Source organism: Streptomyces sp. ActVer (assembly GCF_027270795.1).
In the GTDB taxonomy this organism is placed as follows: Bacteria; Actinomycetota; Actinomycetes; order Streptomycetales; family Streptomycetaceae; genus Streptomyces; species Streptomyces umbrinus_A.
Map to the genome: position 1 here is coordinate 1 of NZ_JAPWHT010000040.1, position 23,331 is coordinate 23,331.

Consider the following 23,331-nt stretch of genomic DNA (forward strand, 5'->3'; position numbering starts at 1 on the left):
CGCCGCCGTGGAGGCCACCCTGCCGGGCGAGGGCCTCCTCACGAGCGCCCTCCCGGCGGACCGGCTCGCGCTGGGCGCAGACCGCCTGCGGGCCGGCCTCGGCGCCCGCTTCCGCAACCCCGACGACATCGAACTCGTGACGTCACCCGAGAAGGTGCTCACCCCGATCCTGCTCCGCGAACTGCGCGCCGCCGCCTCCACCGCCGAGTGGATCGTCCTGTTCTTCGACACGTACGAGCGGACAGGCCCGTATCTCGATCCGTGGCTGCACGAGATGATCACGCGCGGCACGGTGGACGGCGGGCTGCCCGCCACCGTCGTCGTGGTCACCGCCGGACAGCGCCCGCTTGACCCCGCCCGCTGGCGCGGCCTGGACCCGGTCGCGGACGTGCCGCTCGCGCCGTTCACCGAGACCGAGTCGCGCAGGCTGCTCGCCGGGAAGGGTGTCGTGGCCGAGCCGGTCGTCGAGGAGGTGCTGCGCCTCACGGGCGGCCTGCCCGTCCTCGTGTCGACGCTCGCGAACAAGCGCCCCGGCGACCCGGACGCCGTGAGCGACCCGAGCGCCGGCGCCGTGGAACTGTTCCTGAGGTCGGAACCGGACGTCCGCCGCAAGGTCGCCAGGATCTGCGCCCTGCCCCGGTGGCTCGACGCGGACGTGTTCCGGGTCCTGGTCGTCGACCGCCCGGACGACGAACTGGACGCGCTGTACGAGTGGTTGACCGGGCTGCCGTTCGTCGGCGAGCGCGGCGAGCGGGTGCAGTACCACGACGTCGTACGGGCACCGTTGCTGCGCAGGGAGCGACGCAGGTCCCCGCGCGAGTGGGCCGGGCGGCACCGGCGGCTGGCGGAGGCGTTCGCCCGGTGGGGCGACGACGTCGGGGCCGGCCGGGAGCCCGAGGACCTGTGGGAGGACGAGGAGTGGCGCGGGCTGCGCCTGGAGGAGACGTACCACCTGCTCTGCGCCCGGCCGCCCGCGGCGCTCGGCGAGGCACTGCGGTCGCTGGTGAAGACCTGCCGTGAGGACGCGGTCGCCGGCCGCCGCTGGGCGCGGATGCTGGCGGAAGCGGGCGACGCGACGGACAACGCGGCCCTCAGGGACATGGGCCGGGAGCTGAGCGAGGCACTCGCGGACGACGAGGCCGGGGTGGCGGGAGCGATGACCCTGCTCCTGGCCCGGCCGGGACTGGACACCGGCGGCCGGGCGATGGCGCACACCATGCGGGGCAGGGAACTGCGGCACGGCGGGGAGTACGGGCGGGCGCTGGAGGAGTACGCCCGGGCGCTCGAACTCGATCCGGAGCTGTCCTGGGCCCACTACGGCCGCGGCTTCACCCACCGGCTGATGGACGACCTCCCGGCCGCGCTGGCGGCCTTCGACCGGGCGGACGAACTGGCACCCGACACCGGGTGGATCATCTCCGAGCGCGCCGAGACCTATCGGCTCGCGGCCCGTTTCGAGGAGGCCATCGTCGATTTCGACCGGGCCGTCGCCCTCGACCCGACCAATGACGAGACGCTGACCGGGCGTGCCGTCTGCCGACAGGCTCTCGGGCGGTACGACGAGGCGCTCGCCGACTTCGACCGTGCGCTGAGCATCGACGGGGAGTACGTGTGGGCGCTGGTGCGCAGGGCTCGGCTGCGCCGCGACAGAGGGGAGCCGGACGAGGCGTTCGCCGACTTCGACCGTGCGGTCGCGCTCGCGCCCGACGAGGCCTGGGTCGCGTCGGAGCGGGGTGACGCCTACCGGCGCGCCCACCGCTACGAGGAAGCCGTCACCGAGCTCGGCCGGGCCGTCTCCCTCGAACCGGACTACGCCTCGGCCCTGGCCGGCCGCGGTCAGGCCCTCCATGAACTGGGCAGGTACGAGGAGGCGTTGGCCGACCTGGACCGTGCGGTCGAGTTGGAGCCCGACTACTCCTGGGCGCTGGTGATGCGGGCCCACACGAAGCACGAACTGGGCGACCGGGCAGGCAAGTTCGAGGACCTGCGGCGAGCTGTGGACACGGATCCCCAAGTCGACTGGACCAGTCACGAACTGGGCGAGGCGTACCGCGACGCGGGCCTGTACGAGGAGGCGGTCACCGTCTTCCGCCGCATACTGGAACGCAGCCCGGACGACCACGCCACACTGGCCAGTCTTGGTGCGACCTACCGCGCCATGAAGGACTACCAGGAGGCCCTCCGCCACCTGGACCGCGCCTTGGAGCTGGACCCGGACTACGGATGGGCGTACACCTCACGAGCCAGGGTCGGCCTGGCGACCGGCCGGACCGAGCGGGCGCTGGCCGACCTGGACCGGTGCGTCGAGTTGCAGACGGAGGAGGACTGGGCACGCCGTGAGGCCGTGGAGCTGCTGATGCTGTGCGACCGCTGGGACGAGGCGTCGGGCCGCCTGGCCGACGCCGACCGGGCGCCGACGCCCGACGACGACCTGGACGACCTCCGCATCGAGGCACACCGGCACGCGGGCCGGTGGACCGAGGCCCGACGACTGGCCGAACGGATGCGGGAGGCGGAGCCGATTCCCGGCATCTTCCAACTGGCCGTCACCGTCAGCAGATCCGAGGGACTGCCGGCTGCCGAACCTCTCTGGCGAGAGCTGGCCCGGCTGATCGAGGAGGGCGACGCACTGTACGACCCGGAGCGCGCCCAGGGCCGCTGCTTCGTCGCCTGCGCCCTCGCAGACTGGCCCGCCGCCGACCGAGGACTGGCTGACTTCCTGGCCATGACCCCCGGCTGGAACGACCTGTCGAACCTGGCCGCCATCCTCACCGACGTACTGGAGAGCCCCGGCTCAGACCGGGACCACCTCACCGCCCGCCTGGCGGAGGTCACAACGGCCCGCGACGAGATCCGATCCAGCTACACCCGATGACGGACGACGAGTCCCGCCCCCCCCAAGGGGCGCGGGGAACTGCGCGACCAGCCACAACCGGCCCGCAGCCGCCGAACAACCCCCGCCAACCACCCCCTCCGCGGAGCGGAACTAGATGTCGGCCCCCGACGAGCCGGCCGCACTCCCGGCCCGCTCCACCGGCAGGTGGATGACGACCAGCACGACCGCACTCAACAAAAAGACCCGCATAGCCGCATCGAGCCCGTTCCAGTCCTCCGACTGCCACATCGAGAACCACTCGCCACCGATGGCGATGAACCCCGCACCGAAGAGCAGCATCAGCATCAACAGCCCGAACGTGGACGTCCGCCGCGCCCGGACGTGGTCATGGCGAAGCCACTGGAACGTGCCCAGGATCAGGACGAGCGCGGCGATCGTCTCCCACACGATGATCGCTGTGTACGCGGCGTCCTGGAGCCCCTTGGACTCGACGGCCCGCCACATCAGGTCGTCGTCCTTGAAGGTGGTGTCCATGGCCAGGACGTGCTGGACGAACTGCTGGTTGGTGCCGAAGTCGGTGATGTTCCCGAACGCCACGAGCGTGATGTAGAGCGCGACCGTGCCGGTGAGCAGGGTCGCGGTGATCGGAAGCGCGCGTGCTGCGGCCATTCTTCAAGTCCCCTTTCGCTTAGGTGTGTTGGTCAACCGCGAGGGACCTGCGTGTATGCCGCGCGGCGGGTCACCGCAAGCGGTCGACGTACCGGTCCGTACCCGGCACCGTCGGGATGAAAGGTGCCACCAACTCGACCCGGCCCAGGCCTGTTTCGGCCACGGGAGCGTCCAGCCCCGTGAAGTACGGGTCCCAGCACTCCCGCGGATCCGCCTCCAGGAACCACAGCAGCGTCAGCCGCGTATCGACGCCCTCGACCTGCTTCACGTACGTCATGCGGTCGCCGGGAAGCGGGGTCGGGCGGAAGACCGTGACCATGGCGGCGGGGGAGCCGGCCAGGCGTTTGGGCAGGTGGCGGGAGCGCAGCCACTCCAGCAACTCGGCCCGCTGAGCGGGTGACTCGGCGTCGACGACCTCCACCACCAGGCCCGCGTACGGGTGGTCGAGGGCGTGGAAGTCGCGCGGTCCGGCCGCCCCGTCCCGGTAGACCGTCGCCTCGTGGTCCTGGAACGCGGTGAAGACGTGCGTGCGGTCCTGGTAGACCCGGCCGTCCCGATTCAGCCGTTTGTTGATCCCGACGGTCCACTTCATGTGGTCGTCGTAGCGGCCGTCGGTGACCCAGTACGTCGAGATGTAGCAGCCGGCGGTGACCGGCTGGGCGACCGCCGACTTCTCGGGGTAGCGCAGGAGTTGGAGGTCACGGGTCGCGACCCAGCGGCGGCCCGTGTACATCCACGGCATCGCCATCGCGCCCGCGTAGTAGTGGTCGTCCTCGTACCAGCGGTTGTACGCGTACTCGTGGCCCGGATGCGGCTCCACCATCGTGATGAGGGCGTGGCCGGGGTGGACGCCGTACGGGCCGACGGCGGCCAGTTCCGCGTACACCTCGCTACGGGTGTCGTTCGGCGTGTCATCGAGCATGGCACTCCCCATCCTTCCTCCGGCCTTCCTTCCTCGTCCGGCCTTCCTTCCTCCTCCGGACGGACCTACTCTGACGGACCGTCAGATCAACCGCCAGAGCCGGGAGGCCTGCAATGTCACTGCTCCAGGGCAAGACCGTCGTCGTCTCGGGGGTCGGGGCCGGGCTCGGTCACCAGGTCGCGGCGGCCGTCGTGCGGGACGGCGGGAACGCCGTGCTGGGAGCCCGCACCGAGGCCAACCTCGCCAAGGCGGCCGCCGAACTCGACCCGGACGGCGCGCACACGGCGTACCGGGCCACCGACATCACCGACGAGGGGCAGTGCGAGGCACTCGCCGCGCTGGCGAAGGAGCGGTTCGGGCGGGTCGACGCCGTCGTCCATGTGGCCGCCTGGGACAGCTACTTCGGCGGTCTGGAGGACGCCGACTTCGCCACCTGGCAGTCCGTCCTCGACGTGAACCTGCTCGGCACCCTGCGGATGACCCGCGCCTGTCTGCCCGCACTGAAGGAGCGCGGCGGATCCGTGGTCGTCATCGGCACGCAGTCGTCCGTCGCCGCCCCGTCCCAGGTGCGGCAGGCTGCGTACGCGGCCTCGAAGGGCGCGCTGACCAGCGCGATGTACTCCATGGCCCGGGAGCTGGGCCCGCACCGGATCCGGGTGAACACCGTGCTGCCGGGCTGGATGTGGGGGCCGCCCGTGGAGGCGTACGTGCAGTTCACCGCGCACACCGAGGGCGTGCCGGAGGCCGAGGTGCTGGAGCGGCTCACCTCCCGGATGGCGCTGCCGGAGCTGGCCACGGACTCGGACGTGGCGGACGCGGCGGCGTTCCTGGCGTCGGACCGGGCGCGTGCGATCACCGGGCAGTCGTTGCTGGTCAACGCGGGGGAGTTGATGCGGTAGCCCGATCCCGACCTTGTTCATAGACATGAACCGAGGTCAGTGAGCAGAACTATTTTACCTCCTCTTGGTGGTCCGGGCTGTTGTCGGAGTCATGCCATCGAACCCACGATGAGCGGGCGTCACACGACCCTGGGAGGGGGCATATGAACGGTCTCGACTGGGCCGTGCTCATCGGCTACTTCGGTGTGATGGTCGCGATCGGTGTCTGGTCCCACAAACGGGTCGACAACGTCAGCGACTTCTTCACGGCCGGCGGCAGGATGCCGTGGTGGCTGTCGGGCATCTCCCATCACATGTCCGGCTACAGCGCGGTGATGTTCACCGGCTACGCCGCCATCGCCTACACGTACGGCGTCACCTCGTATGTCACCTGGTCCTTCCCCATCGCCATCGGCATCGCGATCGGCGCGAAGCTGTTCGCGCCCCGGCTCAACAGGGTGCGCTCACGGCTGCACGTGGCCTCGCCGCTGGAGTACCTGAAGAACCGCTACAACCTGCCCACCCAGCAGGCGCTCGCCTGGTCCGGCGTGCTGCTGAAGATCGTGGACGTGGGCGCCAAGTGGGCCGCCATCGCGACCCTGCTGTCCGTCTTCACCGGTGTCTCGCTCAACATGGGCATCCTGATCACCGGCGCCGTCACGGCCGTCTACTGCACGGTCGGCGGGCTCTGGGCCGACGCGCTCACCGAACTGGGCCAGTTCGTCATCCAGTTCATCGCCGGTATCGCGATGCTCGTCGCCGTCATGGCCGAGCTGGGCGGCTTCAGCACGCTGTGGAGCGTCTGGGACGAGCCCGCGCTCGACGGCCACACCAAGCCGCTGGCCGGCCCGTACATGATGGTCTTCCTGATCGCCTATCTCTTCATCAAGACCTTCGAGTACAACGGCGGCATGTGGAACCAGGCCCAGCGCTACATGGCCACGGACTCCGCGAAGTCGGCCACACGGTCGGCCACCCTGTCCGCCGTCCTGTGGCTGGTCTGGCCGCTCGTGCTGTTCTTCCCCATGTGGGTCGCACCACTGATCATCAAGACGGACGTACCGGCCGACTCGTACGCGCTGATGGCCGAACAGCTGCTGCCGCACGGGCTGTTGGGCCTCGTCATCGTCGGGTTCTTCTCCCACACGATGGCGATGTGCTCGTCCGACGCCAACGCGATCGCGGCCGTCGTGACCCGCGACATCATGCCCGCCGTCTCGCGCAAGGTGCGCGAGTGGGACACCCGGATGGGGCTGCTGGCCGCGCGCTGGGCCACGCTGCTCTTCCTCGGCCTCTCGATGGCCATCGCGACCCAGGTCAACTCCGGCTTCTTCGACGACATCATCACCGTCGTCATCAAGTGGGTCGCCGGTCTGATGGGCCCGATCGCGATCCCGCTGATGCTGGGCCTGCTGCCCTGGTTCCGCAAGAGCGGTCCGACGGCCGCGCTGATCAGCTGGGGGCTCGGCCTGTTCACCTTCTGGCTGGTCAACTACCCGATCAGCTGGAACGTCGACGGCGGCGTACCCCTGCAGTACCAGGTGTCGATCCCGCTCGCGGTGTCGCTCGTCCTCTACATCCTCATCGGATACGTGAAGCCGGAGGACACCCCCGAACGCGACGCCCTCATCGCGAAGATCAACAACGACGACGACGGCCGGGGCCCGGCCGCCGCGGCGGTGCCGGCTCCCGCGGGGGCGGCGGACGGAGTGGTGGGCACACCGGTCAAGGACTGACCGCCCGCCCGTACGACCCTGCCCGCCCGTACGACTGCGAGGGTGGCCGCTTCCTGACGAGCGGCCACCCCTCGCCTCGACCCGACGTCCGGCGCCGGGTAGCAGAGAACAGGAACCCCGGTGGTCAGCCCGCCGGGACCGGGGTGGCGCCCGCCAGTGCCGCGTAGCCGCGTGGGTAGCGGGCCAGCCAGCCCGGTGAGGAGCCCGCCGGGCCGTGCAGGGCCGGGCCCTGGGTCATCTCCATCGCGAAGTCGTCCGCGAGGACCAGCATGGTGGGGCGGCCCTCCAGCTCGGCCAGCCAGGACGGCGGCAGGGCCGTCTCGCCGTGGAGCGAGCCGAGCAGGGCGCCCGTGAGCGCGCCGGCGGCCGCCGAGTCGCCGCCGTGGTTCACCGACAGGCAGAGACCGTGGCGGGTGTCCTCGCCCACCAGGGCGCAGTAGACGGCGACCGAGAGCAGCCCCTCCGCCGTACCGCCCCCGGCCAGGTCCTCGACGCGGGCCGGAGTGGGCATGCCCTGCCGTACGGCTCCCAGGGCCTGCTGCAGCGCGTCCGAGACGGGCTGGTGCCCTGGGCGTGCGGTCAGCAGCTGCAGGGCCCGCTGGACGGCCGCGTCGAGGCTCTCACCGCGCGCCAGACCGTGCACGACGACGGCGTACGCCCCCGCCGACAGGTAGGCCGTCGGATGTCCGTGGGTCTGCGCCGCGCACTCCACCGCGAGCTGCATCACGAGCTGCGGCTCCCACCCGACGAGCAGGCCGAAGGGCGCGGAGCGGACCGCTGCCTCGGGGCCCCGCTCCTCGGGGTTCTTGGGGGCGTCCAGCGTCCCCATCATCTCGTCGCCCAGCCCCACCAGGCAGGCGCGCGCGGGCTCACGCCGGGCGTACAGCCACTCTTCGCGGGCCAGCCAGCCGTCCTCCTTGCGCCGCTCGTCGGGACCCCAGTCGCGCTGTGTGGCGGCCCACCGCAGATATGCCCGGTGCAGGTCCGTCGGCGGGTGCCAGGCGCCCGTGTCCCGGCGCACCTGGGCCCGTATCAACCCGTCCATCGAGAACAGCGTCAGCTGGGTGAGGTGGGAGACCGCCCCGCGTCTGCCGTGGCCGAAGGCCAGATCGGTGAGCCCCTGAGCCCCGTGCGCCTCGCGGATCCCCTCCATCGAGCGATCCGCGACGGGCGAGCCCAGCGCGTCCCCGACGGCCGCGCCGAGGAGCGTGCCACGCACCCGGCTGCGGAAGTCCTGCTGTTCGGCACGGCCCCAGACGGCACCGGCTGTCGCACCCACCGAGGCCTCCTACAGATCCCGATCCGATCCCGTGCCGATTCCGTCGGTACGGCCGACAGTCCAGCACTGTAATCGAACGGGAACGGTCGGTTGAAGGTCGGAGCGGTTTGCGAACAGTGGGAGAACTGATCACATTTGCAGGTCTTGAAAGACGGGAAGTCCGGAAAAAGGCCGAGCCCCCTCGGCCAGGACGGCGGGCCGGACGAGAGGGCTCTTACGTGGTGCTTGTGCAGTTGTTGATGCAGTTGTGCGGAGCAGTTGTTGATCGACTTCTTGTCGGTGCTCTTGCCGCGTTGGTGCTCGTGCTGCGCGAGGCATCCGGTGGTGGGGTCAGACGGTGCCCCGGCTGACCTCTGCCACGAAGGCGTTCCACGAGCCGGCCGCGAAGGCCAGCGTCGGGCCCTCGTGGACCTTGGAGTCGCGGACGGCCAGCGCCGTCAGGACGGGGGACTTGACCTCGACGCACGCGCCGTTGCCCTGGGAGTACGAGGACTTCGTCCACGTATCCGTGGCGCCTTGCTTGATTGCCATGTTCGCTCCGGTAGCCAGTTGCTGAGTTGCTGTCACCGCACTGCGGGTTCGTTTCGGAACCCACGGTTCGGATTGCGCCAAGGTTGTTGCTCCTTGGCGTGATCGACGCTACTCGCCAACATCGGCGTACGAAGCGACTATTCACTCGACCGGGTGGCATATACCAGTGGAGTCTTCCGTCGAGATACCGCGAGGGTGTATTCTCCGGCGCCCTCTCGCCAGGGGTGGTGGAAATTGGCCCAACACCGCCTCGCGCGCCGCCCGGTGACGCCCCGTCCCACGGGTGACGCCCTGTCTCAGGACACCGCCTCGGTGGCGTAGTCCTTGGCGACGTCCGCGATGAACTCCCGCGACTGGTCCGCGTTCAGGGCCTGCGCCCGCAGGTGCTCGTACATGACGCTGTACTTCTGGACGTCGTTCGCCTTCTCCAGATACAGGTCGCTGGTGACGCCCTCGATGTAGACCACGCTGGAGTCGGCCGCGTCCGGGAACTCCAGGATCGCGTACTGCCCGCTGACCCCGGGATGGGCGCCCATGGTGAACGGGATGACCTGCACCGTCACATGCGGCACGTGGGACATCTCGACGAGATGCTCCAACTGTTCGATCATCACCTGCTTGTTGCCGACGGTCCGGCGCAGCGCGGCCTCGTCGAGCACGGCCCACAGCCGTAGCGGGTTCTCCAGGTCGGAGATACGTTCCTGTCGTCGCAGCCGTACCTGCACGCGCTTCTCGATGTCGCCGGGAGCCGCCTCCGGGAGCGCGCCCTGGATCAGGGACTCGGCGTACGGACGGGTCTGCAGCAGGCCCGGGACGACCAGCGGGTCGTACACGCGCAGGCTCGCCGCGTCCGTCTCCAGACCGATGTAGACGCTGTACGGGATGTCGCCGAAGGAGTGCCACCAGCCCTGCTGGCGCGAGTCCTTGGCCATCTGCATCAGCGAATCGACGATCCGGACGTCCTCGACCTCGTACACCCCGCAGAGATCGCGGACGTCGCGCTGGCTGATGCTGCGCCGCCCGTTCTCCAGGCGGCTGATCTTCGACTGCGAGACAAGCAGCCGCTCGGCCACTTCTTCTGCCGTCATGCCCTTGAGCTCGCGGAGCCGGCGCAGCTCCTGGCCCAACCGGCGTCGCCTGACGGTGGGATTGACATTGGACGCCACGGGACGTGCACCTCCGGCTGCGTACTGTCTGTACTTTGCGTATCTGCTGTTGAGCAGATTGCCACCAAGGTGCTTGCTACCGCTGGGAAACAGCGGATATGCCGTGCGTACGCGCCACTTGTCGCCACCTCGCGCCACCTTGCGTGGAAGAGTGGTGAGAAGTGTGATGAGACGCGCGGTTGTACGTGGAGATACGGGACGTTGCGATACGGGCGACTTGGTGGCACAAGGGACGACACGCGGACGCGCGGGGCGGCGGGCCGTGTCGTCGTCCGGACGTACGGCCCACCGCCCCGCGCGGCCCAGCGGCTCCCGGACCGGGTCTTGGGGACGTCGGTGCGGCGCTGACGTGCGTGACACGCGAGGCGTGCCGCACGGTGCTGCGGTTGTCGGGTCCTGCTGGTCCTACGGGTACTGCCGTGTCGCGGTCGTGCCGGCGGGTGCCGTGGGACTGCGGCTCAGTGAGCCACGGCACGCGCCATCGAACCGCGGCGCGGTTGCATCGGGACGCCCCTGGCGGGCTCCGGTGCGGGCCTGGCTCCGGGGGCGGCCTGACGGCCGGCCGGTGCCGGGCTGCGGCGTGGCTGAGCTGCCACACCGTTCTGGACGTCCATCACAGCGTGCGCCACGAGACCGCCCATGGGGTCGTGCCTGATCAGATCCCGGAGGCGGGAGCGCGACGAACGCCCTTCGTTCCCCGGGTAGAGGTGCTTGCCCAGGCCGACGGCGTGCGCCAGAGCGGCCAGCGCGGCGGTCCGCGGGTCCGGCGGTACGCCGGTGCGGATCGCGCTGTCCAGCCGGGCCCTGATCTCCCGGCTGATCTCCGTGTCCGTCGCCTGATAGCGAGTCGTCGGAAGCACCCCGCACATCTGTCCCGCCACGGCATGCACCATGCCGCACCGCTCCAGATGCGAGAGATAGGTCTGGCGCAGCCCCAGTCGGGGTCCGCCGATCCAGTTCACAGCGCGTACTGGAGCTCCCCGCCTGCGGAGTAGTTCCAGCGCACAGTCCAAGGTCGGATCTCCGGTCGGCCGTGGTGCCACCACGGCGATACGATCCCCGTCTGGGGCTATCCGTCCGGCCAGCGCCAGCTCCACTAGCTGCGCTCCGGCCAGACCTAGGTCGAGCGACTGCGGCTGTGCGGTGGTACCCGTGGTCGGGTCCAGCGCCAGCAGCAGAAGCTCCTCCGGAAGTGTTCTGCGGCTCCTGCCCATCCATGCCTCCCCGCGTGGATGAATGACAGGGTGACCCCTCTCACATTGGTCTGTCGAGAGTGCGTGACCGGAATGTAGTGGAACCGATAGGTATGTCGTTCTCGTCTACCACGGGGGTTAAGCCCGCACACAGGACACTGGTACATGGTTCGGACACGGGATGTCCGGGCGTGTGTGCACTGCTTGGCGGGTTCATGGTTCGGTTGGCCGCACGGAGTTGTGGCACATGGAGGAGGCACCGGTGGCGGGCGAGTCCCCCGACAGGTCGAAGCAGCACGAGTCGTCGGCAGAACCGACGTCGGGGAGCAAGGCTCCGGTTCCGGATCCACGGCTGGCGGTCGCCAGAGAGGCCGTGACGGCGGCTGCCCGGGTGGACACGGCCACGGCGGTGTTCTCGACGAAGCGCTCCGCGGGATCGGCGGGGTCGGACGGCTCGGAGGGGTCCGCCGCCGGGAGTTCCCGGGGGAGTGACGGTTCTGCGGACCGGGAGTCCGCCGGGAAGGGCCCCGCCAAGGGCGCCGAGGGCGGTGACGCGCGCCTGCGGGACGTGGTGGCCGCGTGGGTCGCGACAGCGGACGACGAGGCGCCTGAGGGCGCCTCTGGCGCCGATGGCTCGGATGACGCCGAAGTTTCCGGTGCCGCCGACGGGGCCGACGGTCCGGCATCGGACACATCGGGTTCGGTGGGTTCGGCCGGGGGCGAGGGTGCCGCCGGTGGCGGTGACCCGGATGGTGAGGGTGAGTCCGGGGTGGAAGGCGGGACGGCTGAGGCCGAGCCCGATGCCGAGGACACGGACGCTGACGAAGACGCCGGGCCGGAGGGCGCCGCTGCCGCGGAGGCCCCGGCTGCGGATGACGCCTCCGCCGAGACCGACGGTGACGACGCGGAGTCTGCTGGTGACGTGGACGCCGGGAGCGAGTCGCGGAGCGAGACGACCGACGATGCGAAGGATCGGCCGGAGGCTGACGCCGACGCGAAGGCGGACGCGACGCCCGAGACGGTCGGGTCCGACGAGTCCGAGGGCGAAGGTTCCGCCGACGCCGACGCGAAGGCCGACGCCGTGCCTGAGTCCGACGCTGTCGCCGGTGCGGGCGAACCCGCCGACGAGGTCCCCGGTGAAGCGAAGGCCGACGCCGCGAAGGCCGACGCCGTGCCTGCGGCCGGTGCTGTCGCCGGTGCGGGCGAATCCGCCGACGGAGTCTCCGGTGAGGCCGAGGCTGACGTCGTGCCAGAGGCTGACGCTGTCGCCGGTGCGGGCGAACCCGCAGATGAAGCCCCCCGTGAGGGCGGCGCCGGTGCTGACGTGAAGCCTGCCTCCGGCTCCGGCGCGGACCGGTCCGACGCGGTAGCCGTCGGTGATGGTGACGCCGGATCGGATGCGGGCTCCGACGAGGACCCCAAACCCCCCGTCGACCAGCCCACCGCCATCTTCAAGATGCCGAAGCGCGCCGTGGACCAGCCCACCACCATGCTCAAGCTGGGCGGCGCCAAGCCGGGTGCCGGGACCGATGAGAAGCCCGGGACCGGAGCCGAATCCGGAGCCGATTCCGGGGCGGACAAGGGCACGGCGACCGACCCCGGCAAGGGTGCCGAGCCCGGCAAGAGCGCTGAGCCCGGCAAGGGCGCCGACCGCGCCGCCGAGGGCAAGCCTGCTCCGGCCTGGGCGGCCAAGCCCTCCGCGCCCTCCGCCGAGTCGGAGTCCGAGCGCACCAGCAAATTCGTAGCCCTCAAGCCGCTCGACGAGCCCGCGCCGCCGAAGGCGCGGCCGGTCGCGCCGCCGTCGGTTCCGCCGGCCGCCGAGACGGCCGTCGTCCCGCAGGTCGGTCCCGAGCGGACGACCCAGCAACCCCTGCCGCCGAAGCCCCCGTTGGACCTGCTGGCGGAGCTGACGAACACGCCGGCGCCCCGGCAGACCCCGGTGCGGACGATCGTGCGGCGGGTCAAGATCTGGACGCCGCTGGTGCTGCTGCTGGCCGTGGTGTTTGCAGTCGTACAGGCCGTACGCCCGCTGCCCACCCCCACGCTCGCGCTGACGGCCGACGAGTCGTACGCCTTCGAGGGGAACAAGGTCTCCCTCCCGTGGCCCGGCGAGGGCCAGGGCTGGATGGACGTGAACGGCATCGGCACGGTCGACAAGTTCGGTGAGCAGAAGCCGGTCGCCATCGGCTCGGTCGCCAAGGCCATGACGGCGTACGTGATCCTCAAGGAGCACCCGCTGAAGCCCGGCCAGGACGGCGCGAAGATCCCCGTCGACGCGAAGGCGGAGACGGAGGGCGGCTACGACGCGCAGAACGAGTCGACGCTCAACACCGTCAAGGAGGGCGACGTCCTCACCGAGAAGGACGCCCTCGCGGCCATCATGATCCCCTCCGCGAACAACATCGCGCGGCTGCTGGCCCGTTGGGACACGGGCGGTTCCGAGAAGGAGTTCGTCGAGAAGATGAACGCCGCCGCCAAGGACCTCGGGATGACCAACACGACGTACACCGACCCCTCGGGGCTGAAGGAGACCACCGTCTCCACCGCCGAGGACCAGGTGAAGCTCGGCAACCAGCTGGTGCGGATCCAGGCGCTGGTGGACATCACCAAGCTGCCGACCTGGGTGGACCCGTCGGGCAAGAAGTGGGACAACTACAACCGCCTCGTGCCGTACAACAACGCCATCGGCATCAAGACCGGCTCCACCACCAAGGCCGGCGGCAACCTGCTGTTCGCCGCCACCCAGGAGGTCGGCGGTGAGAACGTCATCGTCGTCGGCGCGGTCCTCGGCCAGCACAAGCCGCCGATCATCGACACGGTCAACGCGGTCAGCAAGGAGGCGATGATCGCCGCCCAGGAGGCGCTGACCTCGCGGAAGATCCTGAAGAAGGGGGACGTCGTGGGGTACGTGGACGACGGGCTCGGCGGTCGCACGCCGGTCGTCGCCACGAAGGACGTCTCCGCGGTGGGCTGGGCCGGACAGACCGTCAAGCTGAAGCTGGGCGAGGACGGCACGGCCATCCCGCACGAGGCCAAGGCGGGAACCGAGGTCGGCTCCCTGAGCGTCGGTGACGGCACGAGCGGCAACGCGGTCGAGGTGCCGGTCGCGCTCAAGTCGGACCTCGTCGAACCGGGCTACGGGCCCAAGCTCACCAGGGTGAGCTGACGGGACGTACGCAACCGCGGCGGCTTGGGGGCGTAATGCTCCCAAGCCGTGCCGAAACGGTCGTACCCCGCCGACGGAGTACCGCCCCGGCGCTCTGGGCCGGGGCGCGTGCTAGCGTCGCGAGAAGGGCAAGGTCGCCCGCCGCGGGGCCCGGCCGAGCAGTGAAACAACGGGACACGGGAGTGCCTTCACGTGGCGACAGCGGAGCCGACGCACGCCGACGACGCCGAGCCGGGCCAAGAAGCCGGCCAGCGAATACGCCTGCGTACGCGGAACGTTGAACGCCCCGGATCGGACGACGCCTCTGACGTCTCTGACACTTCTGAGGCCTCCCACTCCTCCGACTTCTCCGAGTCGGCCGAGGTTGTTCCGGAGACCTCCGGATCCGCCGAACTCCCCGACGCCTCCGACGCCTCCGACTCCGAGGACGTCGAGGACGTCGAGGACGTTGAGCACCGCGCGGACCCCGACGGCGTTCAAGAGACGACTCGCCTTCACCGCTTCCTTCGGCACCCCGCGACCCTCGCCACCGCGCTCTCCGGCATCCTGCACGTCATCTGGTTCTTCACGTTCGCGAACAGTGGGGGCGACCTCGCGGCGCAGGACGCCTGGGCCGAGTTCGTCGGGCGGAACCCGGGTTCGGCGTACAACCTGGCCTGGTACGGCGGGATGCACCCGGTGTCGTACAGCGTGGTGTCGCCGTATCTGATGGCCGTGCTCGGCGTGCGTACGACCCTGATGATCGCGGGGACGATCTCCGCCGGGCTGCTCACGCTGATCCTGATGCGCACCAGGGCCGTACGGAACCCGGTGTGGCCGTCGCTCGCCGGAGTGTTCGCGCTGCTGTGCAACGCGGCCTCGGGACGCGTGACCTTCGGCCTCGGCATGGTCTTCGCGCTCGGCGCGACCGCCGTCGTCTTCTGCTGGCCGTACCGCTGGCGCTACAAACGCTGGGCCAAGGCCCTGTGCGCCGCGCCCCTCGCCGCGCTCGCGACCGCCGCGTCACCCGTCGCCGGGCTCTTCGTGGGCTTCGTCGCGGTGGCGCTCTTCCTGCAGAAGCGCCGCCCGGGCGCGTACGCGCTGGGCCTCGCACCCGCCGCCGTCGTGGGCGTCTCCGCCTGGCTGTTCCCCTTCTCCGGTACGCAGCCGATGCTGTGGGCCTCGGTCCTGCTGCCGTTCTCGTACTCGGTGTTCGTCTTCCTCCTCGTCCCCAAGGAGTGGAAGACGGTCCGGATCACGGCGGCGGTGTACGGCCTCTCCGTCCTCCTCGTCTGGCTGATCAGCTCGCAGATCGGCTCCAACATCAGCCGCCTGCCCATGCTCCTGGCGGGCGTCGTGCTGATCGCCGCGCTGCCCTTCACCGTGCCGCGCTCGCGCAAGTGGTACGCGATCGTCGTCACCTTCGTGGGCATGAACGCCTGGATCGGCTTCAAGGCCGTCGACGACATAGTGCATACGACTCCCGCGGCGTCCTGGGCCCGCGAACTGGCCCCGCTGGTCAACCAGCTCCAGGTCGTCGGTGCCGAGAAGGGCCGCGTCGAGGTCGTACCGGCCCGCTCCCACCGGGAGGCGTCCGCCCTCGCCCCGTACGTCAACCTCGCCCGCGGCTGGAACCGGCAGGCGGACATGGAGCGCAACCCCCTCTTCTACGACGACACCCTCAACTCCGCGAACTACCACGAGTGGCTGCGGCGCTGGGCCGTCCACTTCGTCGTCGTCCCCAAGGGCGAGCCCGACGGCGACGGCGGTGAGCGCGAGCGGGAGCTCGTGCAGCGCGGGATGCCGTATCTGAAGCAGGTCTGGGGTGACGCCAACTGGCAGCTCTTCCAGGTCACCGACCCCACCCCGATGGCCGACCCGCCCGCCGTCGTCGACCGGGCCGAGCAGGGTGAGCTGACCATCGAGGTGAAGCGGGCGGGGCGGGTGCTCATCCGGATCCCGTACTCGCCGTGGCTCGGGCTCGTCGACGCGGAGGGCAAGAGCGTGAAGCCGCCTCAGGAGACCGCGGAGTCGAAGCGGCTGCGGGAGGACGACGACGAGCTGCCGAAGACGTACGAGAACGTCAACGGGTGTCTGATGGAGACGGAGGAGGATGTCAACGGGGACAAGTGGACTGAGCTTCTCGCTCCGCGGGCCGGCACGTATCGGTTGGCTGCGCCTTATCAGTTGCCGCGGGGGACGGGGTGTCCTGAGGAGATGAGGGACGCCGTCCGCGGGAGTCGTGGGTAACGCTTCCGCGGGGTTCGTTGTCGGGTGCGGGTTCGACTGGGCTGGTCGCGCCCACGCGGCGGAGCCGCAAATCGATACAGCCCCGCGCCCCTGAAAGACAAAAGATTGCGCTGTTCCCCGCGGCCCTAAGGAGCCCCTACGGGGCTATCGGGAACGCCACGTCGCAGACCTCGTCCTCCGGGCCCGACTCGTCCCAGTCCGTGAAGTAGATCTCTCGGCAGGGGCCCGCGTAGGTGTGGCCTTCCTTGGTCAGCCAGGACTCCACTGCCTCGTAGGCGGCGTGGATCTGGGGGTTGGCGACCTGGGCCTTGGTGATGCGGGTGCAGGCGAGGCGGCGGGCGGGTTCGAGGCGGGCCGTCGTGTTCCAGGCGCGGGCGTGCTGGGCGGCCCAGGTGCGGGCGGCGACCGGGTCGGCGACGGGGACGCAGGACTCGACGGGGCCGTCGCTCTCCTGCGAGACCTCGGAGTAGTAGACGACGAAGGGCGCGCCCGTCGTGCCGCCGCACTCCTTCGCCGCCGCCTCCAGCCGTCCCAGCGACGCCGGGATCCAGACGGGCAGCTCCTCCACGAGGGTGTGCCGGTTCTCGGTGAGGACCCACTGCTCCGGTACGTCCATGGTGTGGACCTCGAATGTCGCGTACAACTCGGAACTCCTTCCGGAAAGCCGTCCACCTTGCTTTCGGGGAGGTTGCCCGGTCCTTCAGGGCCGGGGCGAATGCTCGCTCCCGCGGAGCGGGGCAGGGATGGCCGAATCGCCGTCAGGGCGATTCGGCGTCTCACTCAGGCCGGTCGCAAGGCGCAGGTACCACAGAATCTGGCCGTGCTGGGAGCGCCCCTCGCGAACCGCCGCGGCCTTGATGGCTTCGTGTAGATCGTCGGGGAGTCGAAGATTGAAGTTGACCATGGGCCCAGACTAGACCCATAATCAACCCATGGCGAGGTTCCGTATGTACCCGACGCGTGCGCAGGGAGAGCAGATGCTTTTGCACTGCGGGCACGCCCGGTACGTGTGGAATCTCGCGGTCGAGCAGCACTCGCACTGGTACAAGGGCCGCAAGGCCGCGCCCGGCTTCGCCGAGCAGTGCCGCCAGCTCACCGAGGCCCGGCGTGACAGCGAATGGCTCGGGGCCGGGAACGCGGACGTGCAGCAGCAGGCGTTGAAGGACTTCGCCAAGGCCAGGAACGCCAAGTTCACCTCCGGCTTCGGTGGGCCGACGTGGCGGAAGAAGTACGTGCACGAGGGCTTCCGCGTCATCGGCACCGACCGCGTACCGGAGTGCAACGAGGACGGTTCGCCGAAGCTGAATACGAAGACCGGCAAGCAGGTCATGGGCCGGTCCGTCGTGGTGCAGAAGCTCAACCGCCGGTGGGCTCATGTCAAGGTGCCCGGTTGCGGCTGGGTGCGCTTCCGCCTCACCCGCGCCGAGCTGCCGGAGGCGAAATCGTTCCGCGTCACCTACCGGAACAATCAATGGCACATCGCGTTCGCCGTGATCCCCGAGCCGGTCGACGCGCCCGGCACGGGTGAGGTGATCGGCATCGACCGGGGTGTGAAGATCACCGTCGCCCTCTCCGACGGCCGGAAGCTGAACTGCCCGCAGCTCACCGTCAAGGAACGTGCCCAGATCCGCAAGCACCAGCGGCGTGCCGCTCGTGCCCCGAAGGGCAGCGAGGCAAAGACCGCCGAGTACGCCAAGGTCGCCAAACTCAAGGCGCGCGAAGCCGACCGGCGCAAGGACTGGTGCGAGAAGACCAGTACTATGCTCGCCCGCACCTACGATCTCGTGCGGTTCGAGAAGCTGAACATCAAGAACATGACCGGCTCGGCCAAGGGCACCCTGGCCGAGCCGGGGAAGAAGGTCCGACAGAAGGCCGGGCTCAACCGCGCGATCCTCGCCCAGGGCTGGGGCCTGCTCCGGCAGCGCACCGAGCACAAGGCTCCCGGCCGGGTCGAAGACATCCCCGCACCCTTCACCTCACTGCGATGCAGCGCCTGCGGATGGATCGAGAAGAAGTCGCGCAAGAGCCAAGCCGACTTCGTCTGCGTGTCCTGCGGGTTCACCTGCAACGCCGACGAGAACGCAGCAGTCAACGTCGCGGCAGGACAGGGCGGGTTCCCCCGCCCCCGGCGATCAGCCGGTGCCGGAGGGATGACAACGGCCACCAGCCGTTCGAGCGTCCGTGAACCTCAACCCATCCGGGTTGGAATCCCCCTCTTTCTTTTTTAAGAGGGGGAGGATGTCAAGGAGGTAGTGCGCGAGTGTGTGGTGTGTGTGTCCGCTGCCCGGCGAGGCGCTCCTCGACGTCCGCCCAGTAGGCGGTCACGAGGTCCGCGGCCGCCTGCCCGTCGGTCTCCTGCCGCTCCACGACCTCGGCGATCCGGGCGAGCGGCATGTCGAGTCCGCGCAGCAGGAAGACCAGGCGGGCGCGTTCGACCTGGGCGGCGCGGTAGTAGCGGTAGCCGGTCGTGTCGTCGACGTGCGCGGGGCGCAGCAGGCCCAGCCGGTCGTACAGCCGCAGCGCCTTCGGCGAGAGCCGCGCACGGGCGGCGAACGCGCCGATCGTGAGCAGGCCCTCGGCCGGGGGCAACGCGTCGGTCGTGTCGGTCACGGGTTCCACGGGCCCATCCTCCGTCACCGGGCGACTGCCGCCCGGCGGGGAGGACGGTGCCCCTTGCCCCAGGGGCAAGGTCAACCGGCGGGAGCCGCCGCGGCGGGCGACGGCAACCGACGGGAGCCGCCGCGTCAGGCGACGAGTGCCTCCACGGCCGCCACGACCTCGGCCGACTCCGGCTCGGTCTGCGGGGAGAAGCGGGCGACCACCGTGCCGTCCCTGCCGATCAGGAACTTCTCGAAGTTCCAGCGGATGTCGCCGCTGTGCCCCTCGCCGTCCGCGAAACCGGTGAGCCGCTCGTACAGCGCGTGCCGCCCGTCCCCGTTCACGTCGACCTTCTCGGTCATCGGGAAGGTCACGCCGTACGTCGCCGAGCAGAACTCCGCGATCTCCTCGGACGTGCCGGGCTCCTGGCCCATGAACTGGTTGCAGGGCACGCCGAGCACGGTGAACCCCTGGGCGGAGTACCGCTCCTGCAGTCGCTCCAGGCCCCCGTACTGGGGGGTGAGCCCGCACTTGGAGGCCACGTTGACGATGAGCACGGCCTGGCCCTTGTACTGGCCGAGGTCCGCGGAACCGCCCTGCAGGGCATCGATGTCGACGTCGAGAACTGAGTCAGTAGTCATAAACGGATGCTAACTCCGGTCCGAAGGGGCACGGGCGGCGCCCCCGTCACCCTGGACCCCGACAAGAACCTCGCCCGCGGGGGTGCGGTAGTAGAGGACCGACCGCCCGGAGCGCCGCCGCTCGACGAGCCGCGCGTCGAGCAGGACCTTGAGGTGGCGGCCGACCGAGCCGAGCCCCTGGCCGGTGACGGCCACCACCTGGCTCGTGCTCATGGGGGAGTCGAGCAGGACGAGGACGCCCGCCCCGCCCCGAGCAGCCGGCTGAGGCCCTGGCGGGCGCGACGGCCCAACTGACGTCACCGGGCACGGCGATGACGGTGATCGCGCTGGCGTCGATCGCCGTGACGGTGAGCCTGGCGCGGGGGCTGGGCCCCGCACCCCGCGCGGCTAGCGCGCCACGAACTGCGTGAGGATCGCCTGCACTTCGTAGATGTCCACGCCCTTGGTGAAGGTCTTCTCGATCGGTGCCGGGGTGCCGGAGATCCAGATCTTCAGCTCGGCGTCGAGGTCGAAGTGGCCCGCGGTCTCGACGGAGAAGTGGGTGATGCTGCGGTACGGGACGGAGTGGTACTCCGTCTTCTTGCCGGTGATGCCCTGCTTGTCGACCAGGATGAGACGGCGGTCGGTGAAGAGGATGGTGTCGCGTATCAGCAGGTACGCCGCGTACACCTGCTCGTCCTGCCCGAGCAGCCGCGCGTAGTCGTGCTGGGCCTTCGCCGGATCGATGGTGTGCGCGTTTCCGAACAGCGCCATGGTGTGCCCCCGTTGTTGACATCACAAGATCCTCACACTGTAGGGCAATCAGGGCACCGATTCACCTGAGGCGGACGGTGGCCGGCGGGGGCTCGTTCCGCGTGCGGACCGGGCAGTCCGATCCGTGACGCTTCCATTACTCACACCACCCTTGACAGCGTGCGTGCTGTTTCGCGACGTTTGAGCCCCGCCGAACAGTTCGAGGCGGGGGCGGGACGCGGAGAGCGCGTCATGGGGGAATGGGGGGGCGCCCGTGCGGTCCATGAGCACCATCACGATCCACAGACCCGAGGAACTGAGCATCCCACTGCGCCGGGCCTGGCACCGCGCGATGGACGAGTCACCGGACTACGCGAACCCCTTCCTGGCACCGGAGTTCGCGGCGGGGATCGGCCGGCACCGCGGCGGGGCGCGGGTGGCGGTCCTGCACGAGGGCGGAGAGGCAGTCGGCTTCCTCCCGTACGAGCGCAACGCCTTGGGGGTGGGCCGGGCCGTCGGGCTCGGTCTGTCCGACGCCCAGGCCCTCGTGCACCGGCCCGGCGTCACCTGGGACACCCGGGAACTGCTGCGGGCCTGCGGTCTCTCGGTCTTCGAGTTCGACCACCTCGTCGAGGAGCAGAAGCCCTTCGGGGCGTACGTCACGGGGACGTTCGCCTCGCCGGCCATCGACCTGAAGGACGGCGACGACGCGGGCTATGCGGAGTGGCTGCGCGGCGCGTACCCGGGGCTGGCCAAGACGACGCTGAAGAAGGAACGGCGGCTGGGGCGCGACCTGGGCGAGATGCGGTTCGTCTTCGACGAGCGCGATCAGGGGGCGCTGCGCACGCTCATGCGGTGGAAGTCCGCCCAGTACCGCAGGACGGGACGGATGGACCGGTTCGCGCGGCCGTGGATCGTGGAGCTGGTGGAGCAGCTGTTCCAGGTCCGCGAGGAGCACTTCACCGGGGTGCTGTCCGTGGTGTACGCGGGCGACCGGCCGGTGGCCGCGCACTTCGGGCCGAGGTCGCGCACGGTGTTCGCGCCGTGGTTCACCGCGTACGACCCCGACCTCCAGTACTACTCGCCCGGCCTGATCATGCACCTGCGCATGGCCGAGGCCGCCGGCCGGGACGGTGTGCGGCTCATGGACCTGGGGCGCGGCGACAAGGAGTGGAAGGACTGGCTCAAGACCCGCGAACTGCGCGTCGGTGAGGGCTTCGCGGTCCGCCCCCACCCGGTGGCCACGGCACACCGGCTGTGGCGCAGGCCGGTGCGCGGGCTGCGGAACACGGTCCTGGCCCATCCGCGGCTGCGGGAACCGGCCGACCGGCTGCTGAAGACGGTCGGCACGCTGCGTACGACGGGCCGCATGGGCACGGGCTCCGGCACTGCCCCGCGACGGAACGCGGACCGGCGGGGCACCGCGAACCCGCAGGGCAACGCGAACCCGCGGGGCACTGCCGTCCAGCAGCGGAGCGCGAACGCGCAGAGCCCCGTGGCCCCGAGGCGGAAGAGGTGACGATGACGTACGGATCGCGGCTCGCCGCGACGATGGCACGCAGGCTCGGACGGGAGTGCGTCTACACGCCCTCGGCGCGCCTGGCCCTGTACCTGGCACTGCGACGCTGGTGCCGTCCGGGCGGACGGGTGCTGATGTCACCGGTGAACGACGACGTGATCCTCTTCGTCGTCCTCGCGGCCGGACTGCGCCCGGTGCTGGCCCCCGTGTCGGTCCGGGACGGCAACATCGACCCGGCCGCCGTACCGGAGTCGACGTGGCGCAGCGTGGACGCCGTCCTCACCACGAACCTGTACGGCATGCCGGACCGGGTCGTCGAACTGCGCCTGCGCTGCGAGGAGTTGGGGATACCCCTCATCGAGGACGCCGCGCACGCGATCGGCACGCACCTGGACGGTCAGCCGATCGGGACGTTCGGAACGGCGGCGGCCTTCAGCCTCTCCAAGCACGTGGCGGCGATGGCGGGCGGCTTCCTGGCCGTGGAGGACGCGCGCACCCGCCGGGAACTGGAGCTGCTGCGGGACGACCTCCTGGTCCCGGGCCGCCTGGCCGGCGACCTGGCCACGGCCCTGCGCCCACTGGCGCGTTCGGCCGTCCGCACCCTGCACCTGGTGCGCCCGGCCTGGCGGACGATGCAACGCCTCGGCCTCCTCGAACGCGACGACTTCCGCATGGCCCTGCACGCGCCCCGGCTCGCCGCCAGCGCACTCCGGGCGCCGAGCCTGACCGCGTACGAGCCATGGATACGCGTGGACCTCCACGACTTCCGGACGCGCCACGGAGCCCTGGTCCGCGGGCAGTTGAAGCTCCGCATGGCGCTGCTCGACGAGAGCCTCACCCGCCGCCGAGCAGGCGTCAGCGTCCTCTCAGGCACGGCCTGGGCCTCACCGGCACTCCGCGACGGCGCGGCACGGGGCCGCCCGCTCCCGCTCTTCCGGGTCCCGCTCCTGGTCCACGACCGCGACGCCCTCGTGCAGCGCCTCGTGAGACACGGAGTGGTCGCGGGCTACATCTACGATCCGCCGCTCGACGACTACGCGGGCGCGGAGTTCGTGGAACCGTCCCCGGACCCGTCGTCCGCCCGCTGGTTCGCCTCCCACGTCCTCCCGGCCGATCCCCTCCTGGCCCGCACCATCACGGCCGCCCTCACGAAAGAACGGACGAAGACCGCACACCCACCGGCTCCGACCGCCGCCGTCCCGGACGCCACACCACCGGCGCCGTTGGGGCAGTGAG

Annotated in this window: 17 protein-coding genes and 3 pseudogenes; 8 read left to right on the forward strand and 12 right to left on the reverse strand. The window is 70.3% G+C overall.

Going from position 1 to position 23,331, the window contains the following annotated elements; all coding sequences use genetic code 11:
• Positions 1–2,875, forward strand: a 2,875-nt coding sequence (locus O3Q52_RS09485; protein ID WP_269648380.1) for a tetratricopeptide repeat protein, incomplete at its 5' end; no start/stop codon positions are given.
• Positions 2,876–2,986: 111 nt separating this feature from the next.
• On the opposite strand, the gene O3Q52_RS09490 is transcribed toward O3Q52_RS09485, so the two are convergent.
• Positions 2,987–3,505, reverse strand: a complete 519-nt coding sequence (locus O3Q52_RS09490) for a DUF2165 domain-containing protein (RefSeq protein WP_269648381.1) — start codon at positions 3,503–3,505, stop codon at positions 2,987–2,989.
• 70 nt (positions 3,506–3,575) lie between these two features.
• On the reverse strand, positions 3,576–4,427 hold the full coding sequence (locus O3Q52_RS09495) for a hypothetical protein (protein WP_269648382.1): 852 nt from the start codon (positions 4,425–4,427) through the stop codon (positions 3,576–3,578).
• A 113-nt stretch (positions 4,428–4,540) separates the two neighbouring features.
• On the opposite strand from O3Q52_RS09495, the gene O3Q52_RS09500 reads away from it, so the two are divergent.
• Both O3Q52_RS09500 and O3Q52_RS09505 read left to right on the forward strand, forming a co-directional pair.
• Positions 4,541–5,326 (forward strand): SDR family oxidoreductase, encoded by a 786-nt coding sequence (locus tag O3Q52_RS09500; RefSeq protein ID WP_269648383.1) that lies wholly within the window; start codon positions 4,541–4,543, stop codon positions 5,324–5,326.
• A gap of 143 nt (positions 5,327–5,469) precedes the next feature.
• Positions 5,470–7,041, forward strand: a complete 1,572-nt coding sequence (locus O3Q52_RS09505; RefSeq protein ID WP_269648384.1) for a sodium:solute symporter family protein — start codon at positions 5,470–5,472, stop codon at positions 7,039–7,041.
• A gap of 124 nt (positions 7,042–7,165) precedes the next feature.
• Here the strand turns inward: O3Q52_RS09505 and O3Q52_RS09510 are convergent, their stop codons facing one another.
• The 4 genes from O3Q52_RS09510 to O3Q52_RS09525 all read right to left on the reverse strand — a co-directional run bounded on the left by O3Q52_RS09510 (position 7,166) and on the right by O3Q52_RS09525 (position 11,231).
• A complete protein-coding gene (locus O3Q52_RS09510) occupies positions 7,166–8,320 on the reverse strand; it encodes an ADP-ribosylglycohydrolase family protein (RefSeq protein ID WP_269648385.1) in 1,155 nt (384 codons plus the stop codon).
• Positions 8,321–8,650: 330 nt separating this feature from the next.
• Positions 8,651–8,851 carry a DUF397 domain-containing protein gene (locus tag O3Q52_RS09515; RefSeq protein WP_055615876.1) on the reverse strand — a complete coding sequence of 67 codons (201 nt, stop codon included), beginning with the start codon at positions 8,849–8,851 and terminating at the stop codon, positions 8,651–8,653.
• Between the two features lie 296 nt (positions 8,852–9,147).
• Positions 9,148–10,017 carry a helix-turn-helix transcriptional regulator gene (locus tag O3Q52_RS09520; protein WP_055615875.1) on the reverse strand — a complete coding sequence of 290 codons (870 nt, stop codon included), beginning with the start codon at positions 10,015–10,017 and terminating at the stop codon, positions 9,148–9,150.
• Positions 10,018–10,475: 458 nt separating this feature from the next.
• A complete protein-coding gene (locus tag O3Q52_RS09525) occupies positions 10,476–11,231 on the reverse strand; it encodes a GPP34 family phosphoprotein (protein WP_055615874.1) in 756 nt (251 codons plus the stop codon).
• Positions 11,232–11,457: 226 nt separating this feature from the next.
• Between O3Q52_RS09525 and O3Q52_RS09530 the strand changes: the two genes are divergently transcribed.
• Together O3Q52_RS09530 and O3Q52_RS09535 are read left to right on the forward strand one after the other, a co-directional pair.
• Positions 11,458–14,376 carry a D-alanyl-D-alanine carboxypeptidase gene (locus O3Q52_RS09530; RefSeq protein WP_269648387.1) on the forward strand — a complete coding sequence of 973 codons (2,919 nt, stop codon included), beginning with the start codon at positions 11,458–11,460 and terminating at the stop codon, positions 14,374–14,376.
• A 192-nt stretch (positions 14,377–14,568) separates the two neighbouring features.
• On the forward strand, positions 14,569–16,605 hold the full coding sequence (locus tag O3Q52_RS09535) for an MFS transporter (RefSeq protein ID WP_269648388.1): 2,037 nt from the start codon (positions 14,569–14,571) through the stop codon (positions 16,603–16,605).
• Between the two features lie 136 nt (positions 16,606–16,741).
• Here the strand turns inward: O3Q52_RS09535 and O3Q52_RS09540 are convergent.
• Together O3Q52_RS09540 and O3Q52_RS09545 are read right to left on the reverse strand one after the other, a co-directional pair.
• A pseudogene (locus O3Q52_RS09540) lies at positions 16,742–17,275 on the reverse strand (MerR family transcriptional regulator); the annotation flags it as partial.
• A 30-nt stretch (positions 17,276–17,305) separates the two neighbouring features.
• Positions 17,306–17,509, reverse strand: coding sequence for a toxin-antitoxin system HicB family antitoxin (locus tag O3Q52_RS09545; protein ID WP_269648389.1), 204 nt, complete (start codon positions 17,507–17,509; stop codon positions 17,306–17,308).
• 73 nt (positions 17,510–17,582) lie between these two features.
• Between O3Q52_RS09545 and O3Q52_RS09550 the strand changes: the two genes are divergently transcribed.
• Entirely contained in the window at positions 17,583–18,833 is a 1,251-nt protein-coding gene (locus O3Q52_RS09550; RefSeq protein WP_269648390.1) for a transposase, read from the forward strand.
• Positions 18,834–18,879: 46 nt separating this feature from the next.
• Here O3Q52_RS09550 and O3Q52_RS09555 read toward each other — a convergent pair.
• The 4 genes and pseudogenes from O3Q52_RS09555 to O3Q52_RS09570 all read right to left on the reverse strand — a co-directional run.
• Positions 18,880–19,215, reverse strand: a pseudogene (locus tag O3Q52_RS09555) (MerR family transcriptional regulator); the annotation flags it as partial.
• A 134-nt stretch (positions 19,216–19,349) separates the two neighbouring features.
• Positions 19,350–19,844 carry a glutathione peroxidase gene (locus tag O3Q52_RS09560; protein ID WP_269648391.1) on the reverse strand — a complete coding sequence of 165 codons (495 nt, stop codon included), beginning with the start codon at positions 19,842–19,844 and terminating at the stop codon, positions 19,350–19,352.
• Positions 19,845–19,853: 9 nt separating this feature from the next.
• A pseudogene (locus O3Q52_RS09565) lies at positions 19,854–20,081 on the reverse strand (ArsR/SmtB family transcription factor); the annotation flags it as partial.
• 150 nt (positions 20,082–20,231) lie between these two features.
• On the reverse strand, positions 20,232–20,597 hold the full coding sequence (locus tag O3Q52_RS09570) for a PH domain-containing protein (protein ID WP_055615870.1): 366 nt from the start codon (positions 20,595–20,597) through the stop codon (positions 20,232–20,234).
• 253 nt (positions 20,598–20,850) lie between these two features.
• Here O3Q52_RS09570 and O3Q52_RS09575 point away from each other — a divergent pair, with 253 nt between their 5' ends.
• Both O3Q52_RS09575 and O3Q52_RS09580 read left to right on the forward strand, forming a co-directional pair.
• On the forward strand, positions 20,851–22,095 hold the full coding sequence (locus O3Q52_RS09575; RefSeq protein WP_269648392.1) for a GNAT family N-acetyltransferase: 1,245 nt from the start codon (positions 20,851–20,853) through the stop codon (positions 22,093–22,095).
• Positions 22,096–22,097: 2 nt separating this feature from the next.
• Entirely contained in the window at positions 22,098–23,330 is a 1,233-nt protein-coding gene (locus tag O3Q52_RS09580; protein WP_269648393.1) for a DegT/DnrJ/EryC1/StrS family aminotransferase, read from the forward strand.
• Position 23,331: the final 1 nt, after the last annotated feature.

What these genes read in the sequence shown, in the direction of transcription:
- O3Q52_RS09525 (WP_055615874.1), bottom strand. Translation starts at nt 11,231, where the DNA reads ATGGGCAGGAGCCGCAGAACACTTCCGGAGGAGCTTCTGCTGCTGGCG.
- O3Q52_RS09550 (WP_269648390.1), top strand. Translation starts at nt 17,583, where the DNA reads ATGCTTTTGCACTGCGGGCACGCCCGGTACGTGTGGAATCTCGCGGTC.
- O3Q52_RS09490 (WP_269648381.1), bottom strand. Translation starts at nt 3,505, where the DNA reads ATGGCCGCAGCACGCGCGCTTCCGATCACCGCGACCCTGCTCACCGGC.
- O3Q52_RS09495 (WP_269648382.1), bottom strand. Translation starts at nt 4,427, where the DNA reads ATGCTCGATGACACGCCGAACGACACCCGTAGCGAGGTGTACGCGGAA.
- O3Q52_RS09545 (WP_269648389.1), bottom strand. Translation starts at nt 17,509, where the DNA reads ATGGTCAACTTCAATCTTCGACTCCCCGACGATCTACACGAAGCCATC.
- O3Q52_RS09515 (WP_055615876.1), bottom strand. Translation starts at nt 8,851, where the DNA reads ATGGCAATCAAGCAAGGCGCCACGGATACGTGGACGAAGTCCTCGTAC.
- O3Q52_RS09500 (WP_269648383.1), top strand. Translation starts at nt 4,541, where the DNA reads ATGTCACTGCTCCAGGGCAAGACCGTCGTCGTCTCGGGGGTCGGGGCC.
- O3Q52_RS09570 (WP_055615870.1), bottom strand. Translation starts at nt 20,597, where the DNA reads ATGGCGCTGTTCGGAAACGCGCACACCATCGATCCGGCGAAGGCCCAG.
- O3Q52_RS09505 (WP_269648384.1), top strand. Translation starts at nt 5,470, where the DNA reads ATGAACGGTCTCGACTGGGCCGTGCTCATCGGCTACTTCGGTGTGATG.
- O3Q52_RS09530 (WP_269648387.1), top strand. Translation starts at nt 11,458, where the DNA reads ATGGAGGAGGCACCGGTGGCGGGCGAGTCCCCCGACAGGTCGAAGCAG.
- O3Q52_RS09580 (WP_269648393.1), top strand. Translation starts at nt 22,098, where the DNA reads ATGACGTACGGATCGCGGCTCGCCGCGACGATGGCACGCAGGCTCGGA.
- O3Q52_RS09560 (WP_269648391.1), bottom strand. Translation starts at nt 19,844, where the DNA reads ATGACTACTGACTCAGTTCTCGACGTCGACATCGATGCCCTGCAGGGC.